This window comes from Dongia sp. P2_B8, from assembly GCF_056404715.1.
In genome coordinates, this window is sequence record NZ_JBFUDM010000003.1 from 363510 (window position 1) to 384865 (window position 21356).

The 21356-nt window shown below is 61.8% G+C and carries 19 protein-coding genes; 15 read left to right on the forward strand and 4 right to left on the reverse strand.

The window, feature by feature from the left end; translation table 11 throughout:
• Nucleotides 1-8: 8 nt before the first annotated feature.
• Both AC1DWZ_RS09315 and AC1DWZ_RS09320 read left to right on the forward strand, forming a co-directional pair.
• Nucleotides 9-779 carry a TfuA-like protein gene (locus AC1DWZ_RS09315; RefSeq protein ID WP_477168606.1) on the forward strand — a complete coding sequence of 257 codons (771 nt, stop codon included), beginning with the start codon at nucleotides 9-11 and terminating at the stop codon, nucleotides 777-779.
• Nucleotides 780-879: 100 nt separating this feature from the next.
• Nucleotides 880-2037 carry a hypothetical protein gene (locus tag AC1DWZ_RS09320; protein ID WP_477168607.1) on the forward strand — a complete coding sequence of 386 codons (1158 nt, stop codon included), beginning with the start codon at nucleotides 880-882 and terminating at the stop codon, nucleotides 2035-2037.
• On the opposite strand, the gene AC1DWZ_RS09325 is transcribed toward AC1DWZ_RS09320, so the two are convergent.
• On the reverse strand, nucleotides 2034-3029 hold the full coding sequence (locus tag AC1DWZ_RS09325) for a GlxA family transcriptional regulator (protein ID WP_477168608.1): 996 nt from the start codon (nucleotides 3027-3029) through the stop codon (nucleotides 2034-2036). The genes AC1DWZ_RS09320 and AC1DWZ_RS09325 overlap by 4 nt on opposite strands.
• 285 nt (nucleotides 3030-3314) lie before the next feature.
• On the opposite strand from AC1DWZ_RS09325, the gene AC1DWZ_RS09330 reads away from it, so the two are divergent.
• From AC1DWZ_RS09330 to AC1DWZ_RS09355, 6 genes are all read left to right on the forward strand, one after another.
• Nucleotides 3315-4451, forward strand: a complete 1137-nt coding sequence (locus tag AC1DWZ_RS09330) for an aromatic ring-hydroxylating oxygenase subunit alpha (protein ID WP_477168609.1) — start codon at nucleotides 3315-3317, stop codon at nucleotides 4449-4451.
• Between the two features lie 2 nt (nucleotides 4452-4453).
• On the forward strand, nucleotides 4454-6112 hold the full coding sequence (locus AC1DWZ_RS09335; RefSeq protein WP_477168610.1) for a choline dehydrogenase: 1659 nt from the start codon (nucleotides 4454-4456) through the stop codon (nucleotides 6110-6112).
• A 144-nt stretch (nucleotides 6113-6256) separates the two neighbouring features.
• The gene (locus AC1DWZ_RS09340; RefSeq protein ID WP_477168611.1) at nucleotides 6257-7057 is read left to right on the forward strand and encodes a transporter substrate-binding domain-containing protein; all 801 of its coding nucleotides are present in this window, start codon (nucleotides 6257-6259) and stop codon (nucleotides 7055-7057) included.
• A 24-nt stretch (nucleotides 7058-7081) separates the two neighbouring features.
• On the forward strand, nucleotides 7082-7750 hold the full coding sequence (locus tag AC1DWZ_RS09345; RefSeq protein WP_477168612.1) for an amino acid ABC transporter permease: 669 nt from the start codon (nucleotides 7082-7084) through the stop codon (nucleotides 7748-7750).
• Nucleotides 7747-8403, forward strand: coding sequence for an amino acid ABC transporter permease (locus AC1DWZ_RS09350; RefSeq protein ID WP_477168613.1), 657 nt, complete (start codon nucleotides 7747-7749; stop codon nucleotides 8401-8403). The genes AC1DWZ_RS09345 and AC1DWZ_RS09350 overlap by 4 nt, the downstream gene beginning before the upstream one ends.
• A 9-nt stretch (nucleotides 8404-8412) precedes the next feature.
• A complete protein-coding gene (locus AC1DWZ_RS09355) occupies nucleotides 8413-9171 on the forward strand; it encodes an amino acid ABC transporter ATP-binding protein (protein WP_477168614.1) in 759 nt (252 codons plus the stop codon).
• Between the two features lie 134 nt (nucleotides 9172-9305).
• On the opposite strand, the gene AC1DWZ_RS09360 is transcribed toward AC1DWZ_RS09355, so the two are convergent.
• Complete coding sequence (locus tag AC1DWZ_RS09360; protein ID WP_477168615.1) at nucleotides 9306-10244, reverse strand: LysR family transcriptional regulator; 939 nt, start codon at nucleotides 10242-10244, stop codon at nucleotides 9306-9308.
• 133 nt (nucleotides 10245-10377) lie between these two features.
• Here AC1DWZ_RS09360 and AC1DWZ_RS09365 point away from each other — a divergent pair, with 133 nt between their 5' ends.
• Nucleotides 10378-12006 (forward strand): 5-guanidino-2-oxopentanoate decarboxylase, encoded by a 1629-nt coding sequence (locus AC1DWZ_RS09365; RefSeq protein ID WP_477168616.1) that lies wholly within the window; start codon nucleotides 10378-10380, stop codon nucleotides 12004-12006.
• A gap of 135 nt (nucleotides 12007-12141) precedes the next feature.
• Here the strand turns inward: AC1DWZ_RS09365 and AC1DWZ_RS09370 are convergent, their stop codons facing one another.
• The gene (locus tag AC1DWZ_RS09370) at nucleotides 12142-13323 is read right to left on the reverse strand and encodes a cytochrome P450 (RefSeq protein ID WP_477168617.1); all 1182 of its coding nucleotides are present in this window, start codon (nucleotides 13321-13323) and stop codon (nucleotides 12142-12144) included.
• 62 nt (nucleotides 13324-13385) lie between these two features.
• Nucleotides 13386-14825 carry an APC family permease gene (locus AC1DWZ_RS09375; RefSeq protein ID WP_477168618.1) on the reverse strand — a complete coding sequence of 480 codons (1440 nt, stop codon included), beginning with the start codon at nucleotides 14823-14825 and terminating at the stop codon, nucleotides 13386-13388.
• Between the two features lie 322 nt (nucleotides 14826-15147).
• Between AC1DWZ_RS09375 and AC1DWZ_RS09380 the strand changes: the two genes are divergently transcribed.
• The 6 genes from AC1DWZ_RS09380 (at nucleotide 15148) to AC1DWZ_RS09405 (ending at nucleotide 21329) form a co-directional block, all read left to right on the forward strand.
• Nucleotides 15148-15771, forward strand: a complete 624-nt coding sequence (locus AC1DWZ_RS09380) for a MarR family winged helix-turn-helix transcriptional regulator (RefSeq protein WP_477168619.1) — start codon at nucleotides 15148-15150, stop codon at nucleotides 15769-15771.
• Between the two features lie 93 nt (nucleotides 15772-15864).
• Nucleotides 15865-17337, forward strand: a complete 1473-nt coding sequence (locus AC1DWZ_RS09385; RefSeq protein WP_477168620.1) for an aldehyde dehydrogenase — start codon at nucleotides 15865-15867, stop codon at nucleotides 17335-17337.
• Nucleotides 17337-18233 (forward strand): DODA-type extradiol aromatic ring-opening family dioxygenase, encoded by an 897-nt coding sequence (locus AC1DWZ_RS09390; RefSeq protein WP_477168621.1) that lies wholly within the window; start codon nucleotides 17337-17339, stop codon nucleotides 18231-18233. The genes AC1DWZ_RS09385 and AC1DWZ_RS09390 overlap by 1 nt, the downstream gene beginning before the upstream one ends.
• Before the next feature lie 24 nt (nucleotides 18234-18257).
• Nucleotides 18258-19112 carry a fumarylacetoacetate hydrolase family protein gene (locus AC1DWZ_RS09395; RefSeq protein WP_477168622.1) on the forward strand — a complete coding sequence of 285 codons (855 nt, stop codon included), beginning with the start codon at nucleotides 18258-18260 and terminating at the stop codon, nucleotides 19110-19112.
• 10 nt (nucleotides 19113-19122) lie between these two features.
• Nucleotides 19123-19920 carry an acetoacetate decarboxylase family protein gene (locus tag AC1DWZ_RS09400; protein ID WP_477168623.1) on the forward strand — a complete coding sequence of 266 codons (798 nt, stop codon included), beginning with the start codon at nucleotides 19123-19125 and terminating at the stop codon, nucleotides 19918-19920.
• Nucleotides 19917-21329, forward strand: coding sequence for a pyridoxal phosphate-dependent decarboxylase family protein (locus tag AC1DWZ_RS09405; RefSeq protein WP_477168624.1), 1413 nt, complete (start codon nucleotides 19917-19919; stop codon nucleotides 21327-21329). The genes AC1DWZ_RS09400 and AC1DWZ_RS09405 overlap by 4 nt, the downstream gene beginning before the upstream one ends.
• Nucleotides 21330-21356: the final 27 nt, after the last annotated feature.

The window sequence follows — 21356 nt, forward strand, 5'->3', positions numbered from 1 at the left end:
ATCCTGATATGAAAGTCCTTTTTGCCGGCCCCAGCCTGCACCGCGATTTGCCATTCATCTGCAAGCATGACACCGATCTCCACTGCCTGGGTCCGGCACGCTGTGGTGACATTGCCCGGGCTGTTCTGCGCGGTGCCGGGTCCATTGCTCTGGTGGACGGCCTGTTTTCGGAAAATGCAGCGCCTTGGCATAAGGAGATCCTGTTCGCTCTATCGCGGGGTGTCCGCATCGCAGGGGCGGCAAGCATGGGAGCGCTGAGGGCGGCCGAGTGCCGAACATTCGGCATGGTCGGTATCGGCACAGTCTTTCGCCGGTTTGCGGTGTCAAACCTCACCGATGACAGCGACGTGGCGCAGCTGCATGCACCGCGAGAACTCAACTACTTGCCGCTGACGGAAGCGCTGGTCAACATCGAGCCGACCTTGAAGCGGCTGGCGGCGGCACGCGCGCTGTCCAAGAAGAAGGCGCTGGCCCTCACCGCCGTGGCGCGCCAGCTGCATTATGCAGATCGCACCTATCCTGAGATCGTGCGCCAGTGTGGCGACCTGACCCGGGCCGAAGCACAGACTGTGTTGAGTTGGCTCGAGGCAAACGCCGTCGATCAAAAACGGAAAGACGCTCTTGCCGCGGTCACTTGGCTGCGCAAGCAACCGGCCCGGCCGCGTCGTCGCAAGCGCCCCTGGGCATTCGAACCGACCACGCAATGGCTTTATCTTCTGGAGATGCTCAATGATGGCGAGCTCGAAAAGTCAGCCATGACGATCCAGCCGGTGTCGTGATCCCATGTCGCTGGACGCCACGACTGGTGGAACGCATATTGTCTGTGCAGACAAAACGTCTCGCGCACGTGGTCGGCCCGCTCCTGTGTCTGATGGCCTTGTGTCCAGCAGCTGTGGTCGTATCAGGCACATCCTGTGCATTGTGACCGGCCGCTTCTTCGACGAACATGCGTCACTCGTCGAGCAAGTGCTAAGGCTCGCCGCCGATTTTGATCGCATATCCATGATTGTGCACCGATCGGCCGTCAGCGATGTCAGGCAGCTGGCTTCTGCCCTTCATGTGGGCGTCAGGTTGGACATTATACCAGCGCCCAATTCCGCCAGGCTCTGGTCCTGGGCCCAGGACAAATTCCTGGTACGGCGCGATGGTATTAGCGAGGAGACAAGCCTGTTGAGCGGTGCCGATGCCGATGACGACGATACGGTGCGTTATGCTGCTTTGGTCAAGGGCGCGACCAGCAGGTCCGACAGCCCGGTCTGGTTCGAAGGCGGCAATATCCTGGTCGGAGATGGCTTCTATCTCGTAGGCGCCGATATTCTGGACGTGTGGTGCAGAAAACATGCGGGCGCCAGGGGAAGGGGCCCCAGCGCCAGGAGTATTGCGAAGCTTCTGGCGGCGGAATGGGACAGCCACCGCCGGCCTGTCTTTATCGGCGTGGAGAAGGGGCTCGCCCGTCGCGGCTTGACCCAGTTCCAATACATACCCGGCGACTGGTCGTGGATGGAGCGGATCGACCAGTCGATCTCGCAAACCGGGTCACGCCAGCCGATCTTTCACATCGACATGTTTCTGTCGCTGGCCGGCCCTGGCCCCGACGGCAAACACCGCATTCTGGTGGGCGATCCCGCGCTGGCGAGCCGGATGCTTGGGACAAAGCTGCCGCCGGGCGCACCCATCAAGGCGTTCGATGAGATCGCAAGGTCATTGCGGGCGCAGGGCTTCACCATCATCCGCAATCCCTTGCCGCTCATCTATGCCGACGATCCGGGTGCCAAGCTGCGGGAATGGTTTTACGCCTCCAGCAACAATTGCCTGATCGAGCGCGGCACCGACGGACGCAACCGGGTATGGCTGCCGCAATATGGATTTGGCACGTGGAGCAGTTTGCAGGTCACCGATGCTGCCAATGCCAGAATATGGAACGAACTGGGATATGATGTCATCGGTGCCGGCAATTTTCTGCCCCTCGCCAATCAGCTTGGTTCCCTCAACTGCATCGTCAAAGTGCTGGCCCGCGATGCATGCACAACGTGCTAGCGTTTGCCCATCGGCCGATGGCGGAACACCGGGGCGCTGGTGATCTGCTGCCGATCGGCGCTGGGCGAGCAACCGAACGAGCGGCGATAGGTGCGCGAGAATGTTTCAAGCGCCCCGAAGCCGCAGGTGATGGCGATCTCCGTCACCGGCAGATCGGTTTGCTGCAGCAGCTTGTGTGCCTTGGCAAGGCGGATCTGCAGATATTGCTGCGCCAGGCTCATGCCGACATGGTGCTGGAAGTGGCGCTGCAATTGCCGCAACGACAGACCGATCCTTGCGGCGATCTCTGGCCCGGAAAGCGGCTCGTCGATCGTGTCCTGCATCAACTGCAGGGTGCGCTGCACCTTCTGGTTCGAGACCGCGGCTGCGCCGGATTCCGGCGCGTTCTGCTCATGATGCGGTGGCCGTTGCCGGCCCAGCAGGAAATGCTGCGCCACCTCGGCCGCAAGGCCTGGATCCGCTTGCTGTCCGATCCAGCCTAGCATCATGTCCAGGATGGAGGTGGCACCCGCACAGGTCATGCGGCCGCTGCCGATGGTATAGAGCTGCGGTGTCGCCGTGACATCGGGATAGCGTTCGCGGAAGCCTTCGAGATTGTCCCAATGCACGGCCGCCGGATACCCATCCAGCAGATTGGCCGCTGCCAGCACTTCGCTGCCGGTTTCGATGGCGCCCATCTCGACGCCGAACCGCGCCATGCGCCGCAGCCAGTTCAGCAGCCGCTGGTCTTCGGCATGAGCTTTGACATTGAAGCTCGCCACCACGAACACGGTCTGGTGGATGCCGATCTCGCCCAAGGCGCCATCGACCGGCAGATGCATGCCGTTGCTGGCACGGACCGACAGACCGTCCAGCGACAGGATCGACCAGCGAAACAGTTTCGATTGCGCCAGCCAATTGGCGACGAACAGCGGCTCGATCGCCAGCGCCAGCCCCATATTGGAAAAATCGGGCAGGATGACGAAAGCAATGTGATGAGGTGTTTGGGTCATTGGCATTTGGATGGCGCCTATCTGGCTGTCGGCTTGCCGGCCAAGATAGCGAGGTTTGATTCTCTACGCCAGAATGATGGCCAAATTCGCCAAATACCGAAAATCCGGATTAGCCAATTTTCGGCTGGTCGCTAAATTATATCATAATTAACAAGAAGATAGAATTCGTCTGAACCTTGCAAAAGACGACTTGGCTGTGGCCGAAAATATCTAATCCAGCGAGATGATACCCCCACAATCCCTCTCATCAAAAGCCACCTCGTGGGTAGCGGAAGGGAACATGCCATGCTGACCAAGCCGATGATCTGGGATTACAGCGATCCGACCAGCGGCCTCTCCATGCCCGCACCCTATTTCTACGACCCCAAGGTGTTTGAGGACGAGAAGGTGCAGATCTTTTTCAAATGCTGGCACGTTGTCGGGCATGTGAACGAGTTTCGCGAGCCAGGCGCCTTCATCACCCAGGATATTTTTGAGCAGAGCGTCATCGTCGTCGCCGGCCAGGATGGCGAAATCCGCGCCTTTCACAATGCCTGCCAGCATCGCGGCAACCGGATCCTGACCGAGCGGCGCGGCAAGGCGCCCAGTGTCATTCGCTGCCCCTATCATTCCTGGTGCTACAATCTCGACGGTGGTTTGCGTGCGGCACCACGCAGCGAGTGCCTCAAGAATTTCGACAAGACCTTCTATGGCTTGAAGCCCGTGCGGCACGAGACCTTCGCCGGCTTTGTCTTCGTGACTTTGGACGTTGATGCGCCGCCGGTGGCCGACATCGCCTCGGGGGCCGAAGCCGAGATGCGCCGCTTTCTGCCCGATCTCGACAATCTGCGCCTCATTGAGGAAGTCGATGTCGTGGTCGAGGCGAATTGGAAGGTGATCCAGGAAAACTCGATCGAAGGCTATCATTTCGATCTCTCCGGCCCGGTTCACAAGCATCTCGCCTCGTTGATCGATTTCAAATCCTACTGCCTGACGGCCCACGGTCAATGGTGGACCTATATGGCACCACCCAATCCCGGCGCCAAACAGGCTTACGGCCTGTCGATCGAGGGTGCTACCTATCAGACCGACTGGTTCTTCAACATCGGCCTGTGGCCCAACACCACGTTCTATTGCTTCCCCTTTTCGGACATGGTGGGGACCTTCGTCATGATCCCGCTGGGACCGGAAAGGTCGTTGCTGCGCTTTGGCTATTACGCGCCGGATCATCGCCCGACGCCGGATCTCACCAAGGCGGCGATCAAATGGATGAACCAGGAATTGGGGCCGGAGGATATCGCGCTCAATGTCAGCAACCAGAAAGGCCTGCATTCCTTCGGCTATGCGCAAGGCCGCTATCTGATCGACGCGGCGCACCCGAACCAGAGCGAACATCTGGTGCATCACTTCCACAAGCTCTGCTACCAGGCGATCCGCGAATAATCATGGCATCCTTCGATTATGTGATCGTCGGCGCCGGATCGGCAGGCTGCGTGCTGGCGGCGCGGTTGACGGAAGATCCCGCCTGTCGCGTGCTGCTGCTGGAAGCGGGGCCGCGCGATCGCAGCTGGCAGATTCACATGCCGGCGGGTCTTGGTCAGTTGCTGTCCTCCAACCGTTTCAATTGGAATTATCTCTCGGAACCCGAACCTTATCTCGACAACCGCCGCCTCACGCACCCGCGCGGCCGGGTCCTGGGTGGATCGTCTTCCATCAACGGCATGGTCTATGTGCGCGGCCATGCGCGCGACTATGACGGCTGGGCTCAGGCCGGCAATCGCGGCTGGACCTACGCGCAACTGCTGCCCTATTTCAAGCGGGCGGAAATGCATCAAGCCGGCGGCGACGATTATCACGGCGCAGATGGGCCGCTTTATGTCTCGCGCCCGGATGTCAGCGAATCCGCACTCTATCAGGCGTTCATCGCCGCGGGTGTCGAAGCCGGCTATCCCTTCACACCGGACGTCAACGGCCGGCAGCAGGAGGGCTTCGGTGTCATCGACCGGACCACGCGCGACGGCAAGCGCTGGAGCACGGCCAAGGGATATTTGCAGCCGGCCTTGTCGCGTCCCAACCTCACCATCGTCACCGGCGCGCTCGCCCACAAGATCAGGCTGCAAGGCAGCCGTGCCGTCGGCGTCGATTATGCCGTGGGTGGCCGCAGGACCCAGGCCGAGGCAGCGCAGGAGGTCCTGCTCTGCGGCGGCGCCATCAACTCACCGCAATTGCTGCAGCTCTCCGGCATCGGCGATCCGGATCATCTGCAAGCGATCGGCGCCAAGGCGCATCACGCCCTGCCCGGTGTCGGTGCCAATCTCAATGACCATCCCGACATCGTCATTCAGCATCGCTGCAAGCAACCGGTCTCGATCTATCCGATGACCAAGGGCATCCGGAAATACATGACCGGCATCCGCTGGTTCATGGACGGCACCGGCCTCGCGGCGACCAACCATTTCGAAGCCGGCGCCTTCATCCGCAGCCGCGCCGGCATCGAATTCCCGGATCTGCAACTGACCTTCATGCCGCTGGCGGTCAAGCCCGGCAGCGTCGACAGTGTCCCGGAACATGCCTTTCAGGTGCATATCGACCTGATGCGCCCCAAAAGTCTCGGTTACGTCCGCGCCCGTTCGACCGACCCACGCGAACAGCCCAGCATCCGCTTCAACTACATGAAGGATCCGGCCGACAGGGCCGACATGCGCGCTGCCGTGCGCCTCACGCGCGAGATCCTGGCACAAAAGGCGCTGGCGCCTTACGCCGGGGACGAGATTTTCCCCGGCATCGACATTCAGTCGGACGAGGCGATCGATGCATGGGTCCGTCAGGCGGTCGAGACCTGCTATCACCCGGTCGGCACCTGCAAGATGGGCAGCCAGGCTGACAGGCTCGCCGTTGTCGACGACGCCTTGCGCGTCCATGGCCTGGGTGGCTTGCGGGTGGTCGACGCCTCGATCATGCCTGCCATCGTCAGCGGCAATACCAATGCTCCCACCATCATGATCGCCGAAAAAGCCAGCGACATGATCCGTGGGCGGCCACCGCTGCCGGCAGCGACGGCGCCAGTCTGGCTCCACGAAAAATGGGAAACAGCGCAAAGATAAGCGCCATTCCCCAGCTTCTCAACCAATCGGTCAAGTCTCTTACATCGGCCGTTGCTGAACTGAGTTTTGGCCGTTCGCTATTGTAACCTTCTTCGCAGGTGCGAAACTGCCTGCGATAAACTTCATCCAACAGAGGGGGCGACAATGAAAAAAATTCTCTCACGGCGTTCGCTGCTGGCCTGCAGCGCCATTCTGGCGCTGGGCCTCGTGACGTTCAATGCTGGCCACGCGTCGGCCGATGCGCTCGAGGACATTGCCAAGGCCGGCTCCATCAAGGTCGGCATTTTCGAAGATTTCCCGCCCTTTGCTTCCATGGGCTCCGACATGACCATCCAGGGTTATGACGTGGAAATGGCTGAGATCATCGCCAAGAGCCTCGGCGTCAAGGCCGATCTGGTAGGCATCACCGGCCAGAACCGCATTCCTTACTTGAGCGAAGGCAAGGTCGACCTGTTGCTCAGCATCGGCTTCAGCGACGAACGCGCCCAGGTGGTCGATTTCACCGATCCCTACGCGCCCTATTACATCGCGGTCATGGGGCCGGAGGAGATTGCGGTGAAGGACGCCGCCGATCTCGCCGGGAAAACGATCGCCGTCAACCGCGGCACGCTGGAAGACACGGAAGTGACCAAGGTCGCGCCGGCAGATGCCGATATCCAGCGCTACAGTGACTATAATGGTGTCATCTCGGCCTTTCTTTCCGGCCAGGCACAGCTGATGGTCGTTGGCAACGATGTCGGCGCCACGATCCTCGCCAAAGATCCGGCGATCAAGCCGGTGGAAAAGTTCCAGCTCCTGACCTCGCCCTCGAACATGGCGGTGAAAAAGGGCGAAGCCGGCCTCCAGAAGAAGCTCAACGAGCTGCTGGCCTCCATGCGCAAGGATGGCAGCCTCAACGATCTCGCGGTGAAGTGGCTGAAGGCCCCCTTGCCGAAGGATTTCTAACCATCTCGGGCTGCTGACACAGCCATGGATGACAATTTCGACTTGGGCGCGATCGCGGGCTATTTCGGCCTGTTCCTGCAGGGTGCGGGAATCACGCTGGGATTGACCGCGATTGCTGCCATGCTGGGCCTCACACTCAGCATCGGCGGGGCGGCGACGGCGCGCTGGGGCAAGCGATGGGCCCGCGTGCCGGTAGCCGCCTATGTCGAGCTCATCCGCAATACGCCCTTCATCGTGCAGATGTTCTTCATCTTCTTCGGCCTGCCCAGTTTGGGGTTGAAACTGACGGCGATGACGGCCGCCATCATTGCCGTCACCATAAATCTCACCGCCTATTGCATTGAAATCATGCGCGCTGGCATCGAAGCGGTCCCGCCAGGACAGCGCGAGGCTGGCCTGGCTCTGGGCCTCCATCCCGTCTGGGCGTTTCTCAGCGTGATGCTGCCGCAGGCCATTGCCAACGTCTATCCGGCCCTGGTCAGCCAGATCGTCCTCACCATGCTGGAATCTGCCGTCGTGTCGCAGATCGCCGTGATGGACTTGACCCACGTTGCCGACCTCATCCAGTCGCGCAACTACCGCACGTTCGAGGCCTATTTTGTCGTCGCCATCATCTATCTCATCATGGCGGTCTGCCTCAGGCGCCTGATGGCTCAGGCTGGCCAGCGCCTATTTGCCGGGCGGGCCCGATGATCGAACTGTCGCTTGCGAACATTCTGTCCTTTCTCCTGCTGGCGGCCCGCTGGACGGTTCTTCTATCCGCCATCGCGTTCCTCGGCGGCGGCATCGGTGCTCTTCTTCTATTGCTTCTGCGCTATGCGCGACCGCGTTTCGGCCGTCCGTTCATGCATGTCTATGTGGAATTCTTCCAGGGCACGCCGTTCCTGTTGCAGCTGTTTCTCATCTTTTTCGGCTTGCCGAAGCTGGGGATAGATGTTTCTCCGCTGATGGCGGCCACGATCGGCCTCACCTTCTATGCCACGGCCTTCCTGGCCGAGATCTGGCGCGGCTGTGTCGATGCCATCCCGCGCGGCCAATGGGATGCTAGCGCTAGCCTGGGCATGAATTTCATCCAGCAGATGCGCGATGTGATCCTGCCGCAATCCTTGAAGATCGCCATCCCGCCCACGGTGGGATTCCTGGTGCAGTTGGTGAAGAACACGGCCGTCACCTCGATTGTCGGCTTCCATGAACTCACCAAGGCCGGCCAGGTCATCAACAACGCGACCTTTCAGCCGTTCATCACCTATTCCCTTGTGGCGCTCATCTATTTCGCCATGTGCTATCCGCTGACCTTCTGGTCGCGGCGCCTGGAGCGGTGCCTGACACCGACCGGCCATCGCTGAGGACTATCCATGGACCCGCAGATCAACAAATCCGCCCCGATGATCGAGCTGCGCAATGTCAGCAAATGGTATGAATCGTTCCAGGCACTGAAGGACGTGTCGCTCACCGTGAACAAGGGCGAGCGTGTGGTGATCTGCGGCCCGTCAGGATCCGGCAAATCGACGGCGATCCGCTGCATCAACCGGCTGGAACAGCATCAGGCCGGCCAGATTCTGGTCGAAGGTGTCGAGCTCACCCAGGATTTCAAGAATATCGAGCTCATCCGCCGCGAAGTCGGCATGGTGTTCCAGCAATTCAACCTGTTCCCGCATCTGACCATCCTGCAGAACCTGACCCTGGCGCCGCGCCGCGTCCGCAAGATGCCGCGGGCCGAGGCCGAGGAACTGGCCATGCGCTATCTCACCCGTGTCCGCATTGCCGAACAGGCGCATAAATATCCCAGCCAATTGTCCGGTGGCCAGCAACAGCGCGTCGCCATCGCCCGCGCCCTCTGCATGGAACCGCAGGTGATGCTGTTCGACGAGCCGACCTCGGCCTTGGACCCTGAGATGATCAAGGAAGTGCTCGATGTCATGATAGAGTTGGCGCAGGAGCACATGACCATGATCTGCGTCACCCATGAAATGGGCTTCGCCCGCACGGTCGCCGACCGCGTCGTCTTCATGGACAAGGGTCAGGTGGTCGAAGTGGCGCCCCCGGCCGAATTCTTCGCCAACCCGAAGAATGAGCGCACCAAGCTGTTCCTGGGGCAGTTGCTGAAGCACTGACCGGGGTCAGGGTTCGTTAAGCCCCCTCACCCCAACCCCTCTCCCCAAAGGGGCGAGGGGCTTCACGGCGAACTCGCTCAAGACTCCCTCGCCCCGCGGTAGCGGGGAGAGGGTTGGGGTGAGGGGGCCTTACCTCAAACCCGCACCAGCCTCTTCGGCTTGGGCATGTCGGGCGCCGCCCGGTGAACCTGATAGACCTCGTCCAGGAAAGCGCCAAGCAGCGGCTTCTTCTGCTCCGTCTTGCGCATGGCGAGGTAGATCGGGTTCTGGTAGCCGAGCCGCTTTTCCAAGAGTGGCCGCATCAGGTCCTGGGCCACCCATTGCTGGGCGAAATGCGCCGGCAGGAAACCGATATAACGCCCGGACAGGATGAAGACCGCGACGCTCTCCATGAGATCGGCGGTTGCCGTCGAGGTCAGGCTGACGCCGTTGGGGAATTGATTGGGGGCCGTATAGGCGCGGCGGACAAATTGCTGGTCCTTGAGCTCGTCGAGCGTCACCGCATCACTGTGCTCGAACAAGGAATGACCCTGGCCGCAATAGAGCACCTGCCGTTCCTCGAACAGATCCTCGTAAGTGAGATAGGGCGAATGTCGGCCGCAGGCGCCAAAACCCAGATCATGGCGGCCTTCCAGCACGGCCTGCTCGATCTCCGTGGGTGATGTAACCTGGACGGAGATCTGCACCTCCGGCGCCTTCTGATTGAACCGGCTGATCGCCTGGTGCAGCCGGCAGGCGGGGTTCGTGATGAGATTGTCGACGATACCAATGGCAAGCGTCCCCACCAGACTACTCCGCGCTGCACCCGCGGCCGAGCGGAACTCATCGACGGCAGAGAACAGTCGCTGGCTCGCCTGATAGATCAGTTTGCCCTTTTCCGTGAGGCTGAAACCGGCGCGGCCCCGCTCACAGAGCCGTACCCCCAGGCGCTGCTCCAGCGCCGTCATATGTGTGCTGATGGTCGATTGGCTGACATTGAGCTCGATCTGTGCTGCCGAGAAACCGCCGGCTTCGACCACCTTGGCGAAGACGCGCAACAGCCTAAGATCGCCCTCGCTCAGATTGGCCAACATGGCGGCGCCCTTATATCGGCCCCTCATATCGGGGCGTGTCGAAGTGAACGTGCGCTATTCTGTATTGTAACAATCACTCCGGCAAGGCTCTATCATGCCCGGAATGCGTTGATTTCACTGGAGAAAGACCATCATGGCGACCTGTGGCGAACTGCTGGTGCAGCTTCTTGAGGCTTATGGCGTCGAGATGGTGTTCGGTATCCCCGGCGTGCACACGGTCGAACTTTACCGTGGCCTGCCGCAGACCCGGATCCGCCATGTAACGCCGCGCCACGAGCAGGGGGCAGGTTTCATGGCCGATGGCTATGCCCGCGTCAGCGGCAAGCCCGGTGTCTGTTTCATCGTCACCGGTCCCGGCATGACCAATATCCTGACCGCGATGGGCCAGGCCTATGCCGATTCCATCCCCATGCTGGTGATCTCCGCCGTCAATCGCACGGAACAGCTCGGCATGGGCGACGGGCGTCTCCATGAGCTGCCCTCGCAGCGCAATGTGGTTGCTGGTGTGTCGGCTTTCAGCCACACGCTGCTGCACGCAGATCAATTGCCACAGGTCCTTGCCCGCGCCTTCGCACTCTTTGGCAGCGCCCGGCCACGTCCGGTCCATATCGAAATTCCCATCGACGTCATCGCGGCAGAGGCAGACCCCGCGATTGTCGCTCTGCGCCCCTTGCCGAAGCGCCCGGCACCGCAGGCGGCGGATATTGCCTTGGCGGCGCAGTGGCTGAAAGGAGCGAAGTTACCGCTCATCATCCTGGGCGGCGGTGCGGCGGATGCGTCGACGGCGATCCGCTCCTTGGCCGAGCATCTCGACGCTCCGGTCGTCAACACAGTCAACGCCAAAGGTATCCTGCCACCGGCACATCCCTTGCGCATCGGCGAGAACATGGCCTTTCCGCCGATCCACCGCGCCATTGCCACGGCTGATGTCGTGCTCGCCATCGGCACGGAATTCGGTGAGACGGAAATGTATCCGGAACCGAAGAAACTCAACTTCGGCGGCAAGCTCATCCGCATCGATATCGATCCAGAACAATTGGTGCGCGCCGTGGCGGCTGACCTGCCGATCCTCAGCGATTCCGGGGAAGCCGTGACGGCGATCAACCAGGCACTTGGTGTCGCGCCGGGCAACAAGAGCAACGCCAACACGCCGGGTGCCAAGCGCGCAGCTACCATCCGGACGGAAACCGGCAAACATTGGTGGCCGGCTGTCGGCCTGCACCAGCGCATCGCCAAGATCGTGCTCGACACATTGCCGGACGCCATTCTGGCCGGTGACTCGACCGAACCCGTCTATGCCCTCAACCAATGTTTCGAAGCGCCGCGCCCGCGCTCATATTTCAATTCCAGCACCGGCTACGGCACCCTGGGCTACGGCCTGCCGGCCGGCATCGGTGCCAAGCTCGCGGCCCCGCAGCGCCCCGTCGTGGTGCTGATCGGTGACGGCGGCTTGCAGTTCACGATCGCCGAGCTGGCCTCGGCGGTTGAGGCGGAAATCCCGCTCATCGTGCTGCTGTGGAACAATGACGGTTATGGCGAGATCAAGACCTATATGGTCGACCGCCAGATCAAGCCGATCGGCGTCGACATCTTCACCCCGGACTTCCTCACCATCGCCAAGGGCTTTGGCTGCGGGGCGACCCGGCCCGGCAGCGTCGACGAGTTGGTCACAGCACTCCGGCAGGCGGCGACCGGCAAGGCACCGACAGTTATCGAAATCCGCGCCGACGCAGCTTATGTCGATGCTCTGCGAACGGCCTAGCGCATCTTGCCTTTTCCGTCATCCCCGGACTTGACCCGGGAATCGGGTACGACTGGGCGCGGTCTTTCAGTTGCGGGCTGATGCCCGGGTCAAGCCCGGGCATGACGGTCTTTCACGTATGCGTCGGCTATCGCCCTAACGCACCGTCACATGCAGTGACGTCGGTGCCCGGAATTCCCAGCCGCGGAACGTCGGCAGCTTGTCCGGCACCAGGCCGATCTCGGCTGTCCGCTCCAGCAGAACACGCAAAGCCATGATCACCTGTTCGCGGGCGAACCAGCGGCCGGAGCAGAAATGCTGACCGAAGCCGAAGGCCGCATGCGATCCCTCGTTGCGATGAACATTGAAACGATCCGGATCGGTAAAGCGCGCTTCATCTCGGCTGGCGGAGGAGACCACCGCCCCGACCGCAGCGCCTTTTGGGATCGTGACGCCACCCAAGGCGACATCGCGCGTGGTCTCGCGTGTCTGTGTGCCAATGGGGGCCACCCAGCGCAAGCCTTCATCGACGGCCTTGGGCAGCAGCTCATCAAGATTCTGCCGCACGGCCATGAGCTGTTCGGGATTGGTGAGCAGCCCCACTAGCACGGATCCCGCACCATGCCCCGGTTCCTGCATGCCGCCCAGCAATGTCACCTTCACTGTCGGCAGTAGCAGATTGCGCGGCCGTGTCTGACCTGCCGGCATGCCATCATGCAGCATGTGCGACAAGGCCGAATGATCCGGCACCCGCTCCAGCCGATCGAAGATGAGATCCGCTGCGGCGGAAATCTCGGCGCTCACCGCATCGCCGATCTTCTGCCGTGCCGGGTCTTTCTCGAAATTGATGGCCCCTTGCGCGAGGCCATAGAACCAGCGCCGCAGGGTTGGCATGTCGATGTCGTTGAAGCCGAACGATTGCGCAAGACTCAAGGTCGAGATCGGCTCGAAATAGTCGGCCATCAGATCGCCGCAGCCTTCCGCCAGCACCTTGTCCAGATAGTCGTTGGCAATCGGCCTGACCAGCGCATCGATATAGGAGGCGACTGCCTTGGGCTTGTATTTGGGGTCGATACCGGCACGCAATTCCTTATGCACCGGCCCGTCGGTGGTGAGGATCGTGGGTTTGCCGAAGGTGCGCTCGACCGGCGAGGTTGTGACCTGCGCCGTGAAGATCTCCGGCGTCTTCGCCACATATTCAACATCCGCCCAGCGCGTCACCAGCCAGATATTGACGGCCGGCACGAAGGCCACGGGTGCCTCGTGGCGCATGCGGGCGTAAAGCGGATAGGGATCTTCTTCCAGATCCTGGACGGTGATGTGATCGGTAAAGGGCATGACCATCTCCAGACAAAAAAGGACGGAACGGTATTGGCCGTTCCGTCCTTTGCTGAGGGTCGTTAGAGCTTCTGATGCGCTCCCAGCTGGGCAAAGCGGGAACCGCCCGATTGCTTCAGCTGGTAGGCGACGACGGCGCCGATGATGGCCGCCACCGGTACCAGGATCGGCAGGCCGATCGCCAGCATCGGCGAGGCACCGGTGAGGAGATCGAAATGCGTCACCACGGAATAGGCGATGATGGCCAGCATGATGCCGGCAACCAGCGGCGCCACCAGGGATTTGACGGGCGAGGGGGCGAGGTCCGGGTTGCGCCGGTAGAAGACGATGACGGCGAAGGACACCAGGGCCATCAGCGTGATGACGCCGAGTGTCGCAAGGTTGGTCAGCCACACGAACAGCGCCAGCACCGGATCCTGGCCCGCGATGACGAAGATGCCGAGCACGATGATTCCCAGCACAGTCTGAAGGATCGACCCGGTATGGGGGCTCTGGTGATCGGCATGGGTCCGGCCAAGACCGGCCGGCAACAGGCCCTCCCGCCCCATGACATAGAAATAGCGCGCAGCGGCATTGTGGAAGGCGAGGAGTGCCGCAAATACACTGGAGACCAGCAGCAGGCTCATGATCGTGGTGAGGCCGCTGCCGACATATTGATCCGAGAGTACAAAGACGAAGGTCGTGGGGTCGGCGAGGCCGCCCAGCGTTTCCATCAGCTTGTCGGCACCCGTGCCATTGACCATGCACCAGGTGGTGAAGGCGTAGAAAATGCCGATGACCAGGACCGAAAGATACGTGGCCCGTGGCACGGTCCGCTCGGGATCGCGCGCTTCCTCGCTATAGATCGTGGTGGCCTCAAAACCCATGAAGCCGGCAAAGCACAGCAGCATGCCGATGACCGGTGAGCCGGACATGAAAGCTGCCGGCGTGAAGCTCACCATGCTGTGGCCGGACGCCCCGCCTTGCCCGATGATCGCAAAATCCATGATCACCACGACGAGATATTCGGCCGCCACCAGGATGGCGAGAATCTTGGCGGAAAGGTCAATCTGCCGGTAGCCGAAGATTGCGACGACGACCAGCGCAATGCCCGACCAGACGAACCAGGGCAAATTGAGGCCGAAACTGCCGAAGGTTCCGGCCGCCACTGCGCCGAACAGGCCGTAGAGACCGATCTGCATGGCGTTGTAGGCCAGCACTGCGACGTAAGCCGCGCCGCCGCCGGCAACACCGCCGAGGCCCCGCGAGGTGAAGGCATAGAATGATCCGGCATTGGAAATGTGCCGTGCCATCGATGTGTAGCCCACCGAGAAGATCAGCAGGATGGCCATCACCACCAGCACGGCCAAGGGCACGCCGACGCCGTTGCCAAGCAGCATCGCAATCGGAAATCCGCCCGCGACTGCCGTCAAAGGTGCGGCGGCAGAGACGACGAAGAATGTGACCGCGGCGACGCCCAAGGCATTGCGGCGCAACCTGTCGGTAGAATTGGCTTGTTCCATTGGTCCCCTCCTAAGACGTCGGCGGCCAAATGATCTTGGCCGCCCTAAACCCCCTTGCATGGCACACGGGAGCCCCAGCCGTGCGTCACGCAAACTGGCGCGCGCCACGAAAGGGTTCCCCGAGGCCGACCATCATCGTTTCCGCATGAGCTCAGCCCTGCGCGATGATTTTTATTATTCATTCGATGTCGAACGATAACGCGAATCGACAAGCTCGGCAAGAGACCTGTTGCGACCAAGCCCCGCGCGGCGATTGGCCCCTTCTGTCCTAATGAGGAGCGATGCTATAAAGCGCCGGCGTTGATCTTTTCGGAGTAGAGCTTTGGACAAGGACCGCCGAACCGCCGCCCGCCCTGCCGCACCCGCGAAGAGTTCGGGCAATCGTGCCCGCGCAGCCGCATCGTCGGACCCCGTGACAAAGCCGGCAGCCACCAAACGGTCGACAAAGCCCTTGGCCGAGGTCTTGGGCGAGAAGCGGGTCGCGGGCCTGCGCATCAATCTCGATTCCATGGCGCTGGTCTCCAACATCCACCGCGCCTCCGGCTTCATCCGCGATCATTTCGAACGCACTGTGCTGGAAGAGGCCGATTTACATTGGTCAGCCTTCGTGACCCTGTGGTGCTTATGGATCTATGGCGAGCTGGAAACGCGCCGCCTGGCCGCGGAAGCCGGTGTCGCCAAGAGCACGCTCTCTAGCATTCTCAACATGCTGGAGGGCCGCAAACTCGTGCGCCGCCGCACCAATGAACTGGAGCGCCGCTTGGTGATCGTTAATCTCACCGCCCCTGGCGCCGAACTCATCAGCGGCATTTTTCCAAAGTTCAACGCCGAGGAAACCCGTATCGTTTCGCGCCTCAGCGCCAAGCAGATGCAGGCGGCGACCGACGCGATTCGCCTGATCCTCGCCACCATCAACGAACTCGATGGGCCGCTCGAGGGCGACTGAACCGCCCCCGCGACCAGCTGCCACTGCGACGCTTGACTCGGTTGACGCTTTCAATAATTATTCGACGTCGAACGATTTTTGCGGAGTTGGCGGATGCGGTCGCTGGTCGAGGGTGTCGAAATTGATGGCAGGCATTGGATAGGCGGCCGGCGGGTCGACAGCGCCAAATCGTTCGACAGCATCTCGCCCATCGACGAGCAGCCGATCGCCAAAGTCGCAGCCGGCCACGAGCTGGAAGTTGACCAAGCGGTCGAAGCAGCGCTGAAGGCGTTCCAATCCTGGAAGCGCATCAGCCGCGAAGAGCGCGCCGCCTATTTGCACCGCATTGCTGATATCATCGAAGCCCGCGTCGAGCAGCTCTCCGTCGTCGAGACGCGCGACAACGGTTCGCTCCTGCGCTCGCACCGGCGTGGTGTCATGCCCCGCGTCGCCATGAATTTCCGCTTCTTTGCCGATTGGCTGCTGCAGCTTACCCACGCCGATTTCGACGTGCGCGGCCACCGCAACCATGTGAGCTATGACCCGAGCGGGGTTGCCGCCATCATCACCCCCTGGAATGCGCCCCTGATGCTGGGCACCTGGCGCATTGCCCCTGCCTTGGCGGCTGGCTGCACCGTTGTCTACAAGCCGCCGGAATGGGCGCCGCTCACGGCCTCGCTTCTGGCGGACATCACCGCGGAGGCCGGCTTGCCGGCCGGTGTCTTCAATGTCGTGCAGGGTCTGGGGCGCGAAGCGGGTGCGGCCCTCTCGCGTCATCCGAAGATCCGGCGCTTGAGCTTTACCGGTTCTGTGCCGACCGCCAAGACCATTGCGGCGGCCGCCGCTCCCAATCTGGTGCCGCTCTCCTTCGAACTCGGTGGCAAATCGCCCTTCATCGTCTTTGCCGATTGCGATCTCGACCTCGCGGTCAATACGGCCATCGGCCAATATGACAATGCCGGCCAAGTCTGCCTCTCAGGGACCCGCATCCTGGTGGAGGAGGGTATCCGCGACCGTTTTGTCGAGGCGTTCCTGGCGAAAGCCAAGGCGATCAAGCAGGGCGATCCGCGCGACGAGGCCAATGACATCGGCCCGCAGATCAGCCGCCCCCATTTCGAGCGCGTCAAAGGCTTTGTCGAGCGCGCCATCGGTGCTGGCCTGAAACCGGTCATCGGTGGCGGCCCCAATACCGATCTCGGCGGTCTCTACTTCAAGCCGACCCTGTTCCTCGATCCACCGGCAGGTGCTGAAATCCTGCGCGAGGAGATTTTCGGCCCCGTGCTCTGCCTGCAATCCTTCACGTCGGAAGAGCAGGCGATCAATATGGCCAACGACACCGATTATGGCCTGGCGGGGGTTATCATGACCGGCGACAAGGCTCGCGCCGAACGGGTGACGGCGCAGATTTCCGCCGGGCTGGTGTGGAACAATTGCTTCTTCGTTCGTGATCTCCGGCAGGCTTTCGGCGGCAACGGCAAGTCCGGCATCGGCCGCGAAGGTGGCACTTGGTCGTTCGATTTTTATTGTGACGTCAAGAACAGCGTCTATGCGCCGAATGGCTGGGGCCAGGTAGGAGGAAAGGTGTAATGGGCGAAGTTGTTGGCTGCGGGCTCATTGCCCATGTTCCGACCATCATGCTGCCGCTGGAAATCCGGCACGAGCTCAACAAGGGCGAGGATTTCAGCGTGGTTGCTGGCCTGCAGCGCCTGAAGAACGAGGTACTCTCGAAGCTCGATTACGATGTTGTCGTGGTGCTGGATTCGCATTGGTTCACCACGGTCGAATTCGTGATCACCAGTCATGACCGCCGCACCGGCAAATACACATCGGACGAGCTGCCGCGTGGCATGAGCCAGGTCCCTTATGATCTGCCGGGCGACCCGGCCTTTGCCGAATTGGTGGCGAGTAAGGCCGGCAAGCATGGTACCTGGATCACGGCAAATGCGGATCCTTATCTGCCCATCCAATATGCCACGGTGAACGTCGCGCATTATCTCCAGAAGGCAGACGAAGCCTGGATCTCGGTGAGCTGCGCCCAGACCGGCGAGACCGAGGACTTCCTGCGTGTCGGCCGCGCCCTGGGCGAGGCGATCGCGCAATCGGATAAGCGTGTCCTGCTGCTGGCATCCGGCGCCATGAGCCATAAATTCTGGCCGCTACAGAAACTGCGTGCCCATGAAGCAGCCGGCGTTGAGCATATCTTCAGCCCGGCCCACGCGGCAGCCGATCTGGAGCGGATCGACTGGTTCAAATCGGGCGACCATGCGCGCGTGCTCAAAACCATGCCGGACTTCCTGAAGTTCAAGCCGGAGGCCAATTTCGGCCATTATCTGATGATGGCGGCGGCGCTGGGCGAAGAGGCTCTCTCGGCACCCGGCAGGCTCTATAGTGAATATGAGAACTCGATCGGCACCGGCCAGGTGCATATCTGGTTCGACCGGCCGCAAGGTGGCTGGACAGCACATAAAAAAGCGGCCGAGTAAGGCCCAAGTTCTGGGAGATTGAGGATGACCGAATATCGTCGGATTCTGTTGAGTGGCGCCATTGTCGAGATGGAGCGCAAGGGTGACGAACTGGTGGCGCGCGACGGGCGCCGCGTCATGATCAAGGACGCCATTCACCTGCCGCCGGTTCAGCCCGGCAAGATCATTGCCGTCCATCTCAACCACGTCAGCCGGGTGCATGAATTCCAGATCAAGCTCTCGGCCACGCCGACCTATTTCCAGAAACCGACTTCCGCTCTGAATTCCCATAATGGCGATGTCGTGCGACCCAAAGGCTGCAAATGGCTGAACTATGAGGGCGAGGTCGCCATCGTCATCGGCAAGCGCGCCCGCAACATCGCCCCAGCCGAGGCCGGCGGCTATATCGCCGGCTACACGATCGCCAATGATTTCGGCCTCCACGATTTTCGCGACACTGACGCGGGTTCGATGCTGCGCGTGAAGGGCAGCGACACGCTCTGCCCGCTGGGGCCGGGCTTCGTCACCGGCTGGGACTTCCGCAACAAATTCTTACGCACCTATGTCAACGGCAAGGTGGTGCAGGACGGCAACACGGCCGAGATGACCTGGGACATGAACTATCTGGTGGCCGATATCGCCCGCAACATCACGCTCGAACCCGGCGACGTGCTGCTTTCCGGCACACCCGCCAATTCGCGACCCGTCCAGCCCGGCGACCTGGTTGAGGTCGAGGTCGAAGGTCTCGGCCGCTTGTCGAACCGCATCGTCGAAGGTCCGGAACCGATCCGCGCCGATGTCGGTGCGCAGCCGACGGAATCGGAAGAGGTGCTTTCGACCGCGCTCGGTGGCGATTGGGAGTTCCGCGGTATCCGCGCGCCCAAGAAACCCGGCGCCTGAGGGGGCAAAGATGACGATGCAACAAGGCTTCTTCTACCCACGCTCCGTCACCGGGCAAGCAGCCCTACTGCCGCCACCACCCTGGTATTATGCCGGTGACCTGCTCACGGTCGAATACCGCACCGATCCCAAGCTCATTGCCGATCTGCTCCCCAAACCGCTGACCCTGGCCGCGGAAGATCCCGGCGCCGTCGCCCTCATCTGGGCCGACTGGCAATCCTGTGGCGGCACAAAGGCGGAAATGCTCGATCCCATCCGCGCGCAATATAAGGAAGCCTTCGCCGTCGTGCGTTGCACCTTCGAAGGCCGCACTTATTCGCGCTGCATCTATATCTGGGTCGACAAGGATTTTGCCATGCTGCGCGGCATCCACCAGGGCTATCCGAAGAAATTCGGCTCGGTCCATATGACGCGCCCGCACCCCTTCGCCCCGGCGCCGCAAGTGGCCGTGGGTGGCAGGTTCGGGGCGACACTTGCTGCGGGTGACCGCCGCCTGGCCGAAACCGTGATCACCTTGACAGGCCCCACGGAGCGCAACGGCTTCGTCAACGGCCATCCCATGGCGCATCATCGCTGGCTGCCGGCGATCGACGGCAAGGGCGATGCTCATGCCGAACTCATCGAATCGACCGGTGCCAAGTTCGAGGGTGCACAGACCTTCGCCGCCTCGGTCGATCATTTCGCCTTGTTCGACTCGCCCACGGAAGAACTCAGCCATCTCAAGCCGCGCGAGATCATCGGTGCCTATTATCGGCAGATCGGTGTGGTGTGGAACGGTGGCAAGTCGTTGGTGCCGGAGATCCGATGACACCCGAGGAATTCCGCAAGCTGGGTCATGAACTCATCGACTGGGTCGCGGATTACCGTGCCCGGGCGGCCAGCCTGCCGATCACGACCCAGGTGAAGCCCGGCGCCATCAAGGCGCAGTTTTCGGCCGACCCGCCGCAGCAGGGCGAGGCGGTGGGCGATCTGCTGGCGGACGTCGACCGGCTGATCATGCCGGGCCTCTCCCACTGGCAGCATCCGCGCTTCTTTGCCTATTTCCCGTCGAACAGCCTTTTGGTCAGCGTGCTTGGCGACTATCTCGCCACCGGTCTTGGCGTCCTCGGCCTCTCCTGGCAATCGAGCCCGGCCCTCACGGAGCTCGAGGAAGTCACCACCGATTGGGTCCGGCGCATGCTGGGTCTCAGCGACGGCTGGAGCGGCGTCATCCAGGACACTGCATCGAGCTGCACGCTCATCGCCTTGCTGTGCGCCCGCGAGCGCGCCACCGATTACGGCGCCAATCGCGGCGGCCTGCAGGACGAGGCGCAACCGCTCATCGTCTACGGCTCAGGCCAAAGCCACTCGTCGGTCGACAAGGCAGCTTTGCTTGCCGGTTTCGGCCGCGCCAATGTCCGCCAGATCGCGACCGATGCCAGCTATGCCATGCAGCCCCTGGCGCTGCGCCAGCAGATCGAGGCCGATCTTGCCGCCGGCCTGAAGCCTTGCGCCATCGTCGCCACCACGGGCACGACCGCCACCACGGCGCTCGACCCGATTGCCGAGATTGCCAAGATCGCCAAGGAATACGGGCTATGGCTGCATGTCGACGCGGCGATGGCCGGTTCCGCCATGATCCTCCCCGAATGCCGTTGGATGTGGGACGGCGTCGAAGGCGCCGATTCCATCGTCACCAATGCCCACAAATGGCTGGGTGTCGCTTTCGACTGCTCGCTTTATTACGTGCGCGATCCCGAACATCTCATCCGCGTGATGTCGACCAATCCCAGCTATCTGCGCACCAATGCCGATGCCGAGGTGAAGAATCTGCGCGATTGGGGCCTCCCGCTCGGCCGCCGCTTCCGCGCCTTGAAACTGTGGCTGCTCATCCGCGAGCAGGGCGTCGAGGGCCTGCAAGCCCGGTTGCGGCGCGATCTCAAACAGGCGCAGTGGCTGCTGACACAAATTGAGGGCACGCCGGGTTGGCGGGTTCTTGCCCCCGTGCCCTTGCAAACACTCTGCGTGCGGCACGAGCCGGCGGGACTTTCTGGTGAGGCACTGGATCGTCACACACTGGCCTGGGCCGAGCGCGTCAATCTGTCTGGCGGCGCCTATGTGACGCCGGCCCAATTGGACGGCAGATGGATGGTGCGCCTGTCTTTGGGCGCGCACCTCACCGAACAGGAAGATGTCGAAGCCTTGTGGCAGCTGCTGCGGGAATGTGCGGAAAGCTGACCAATCCATGTGAAGGGGAGCGTTGCG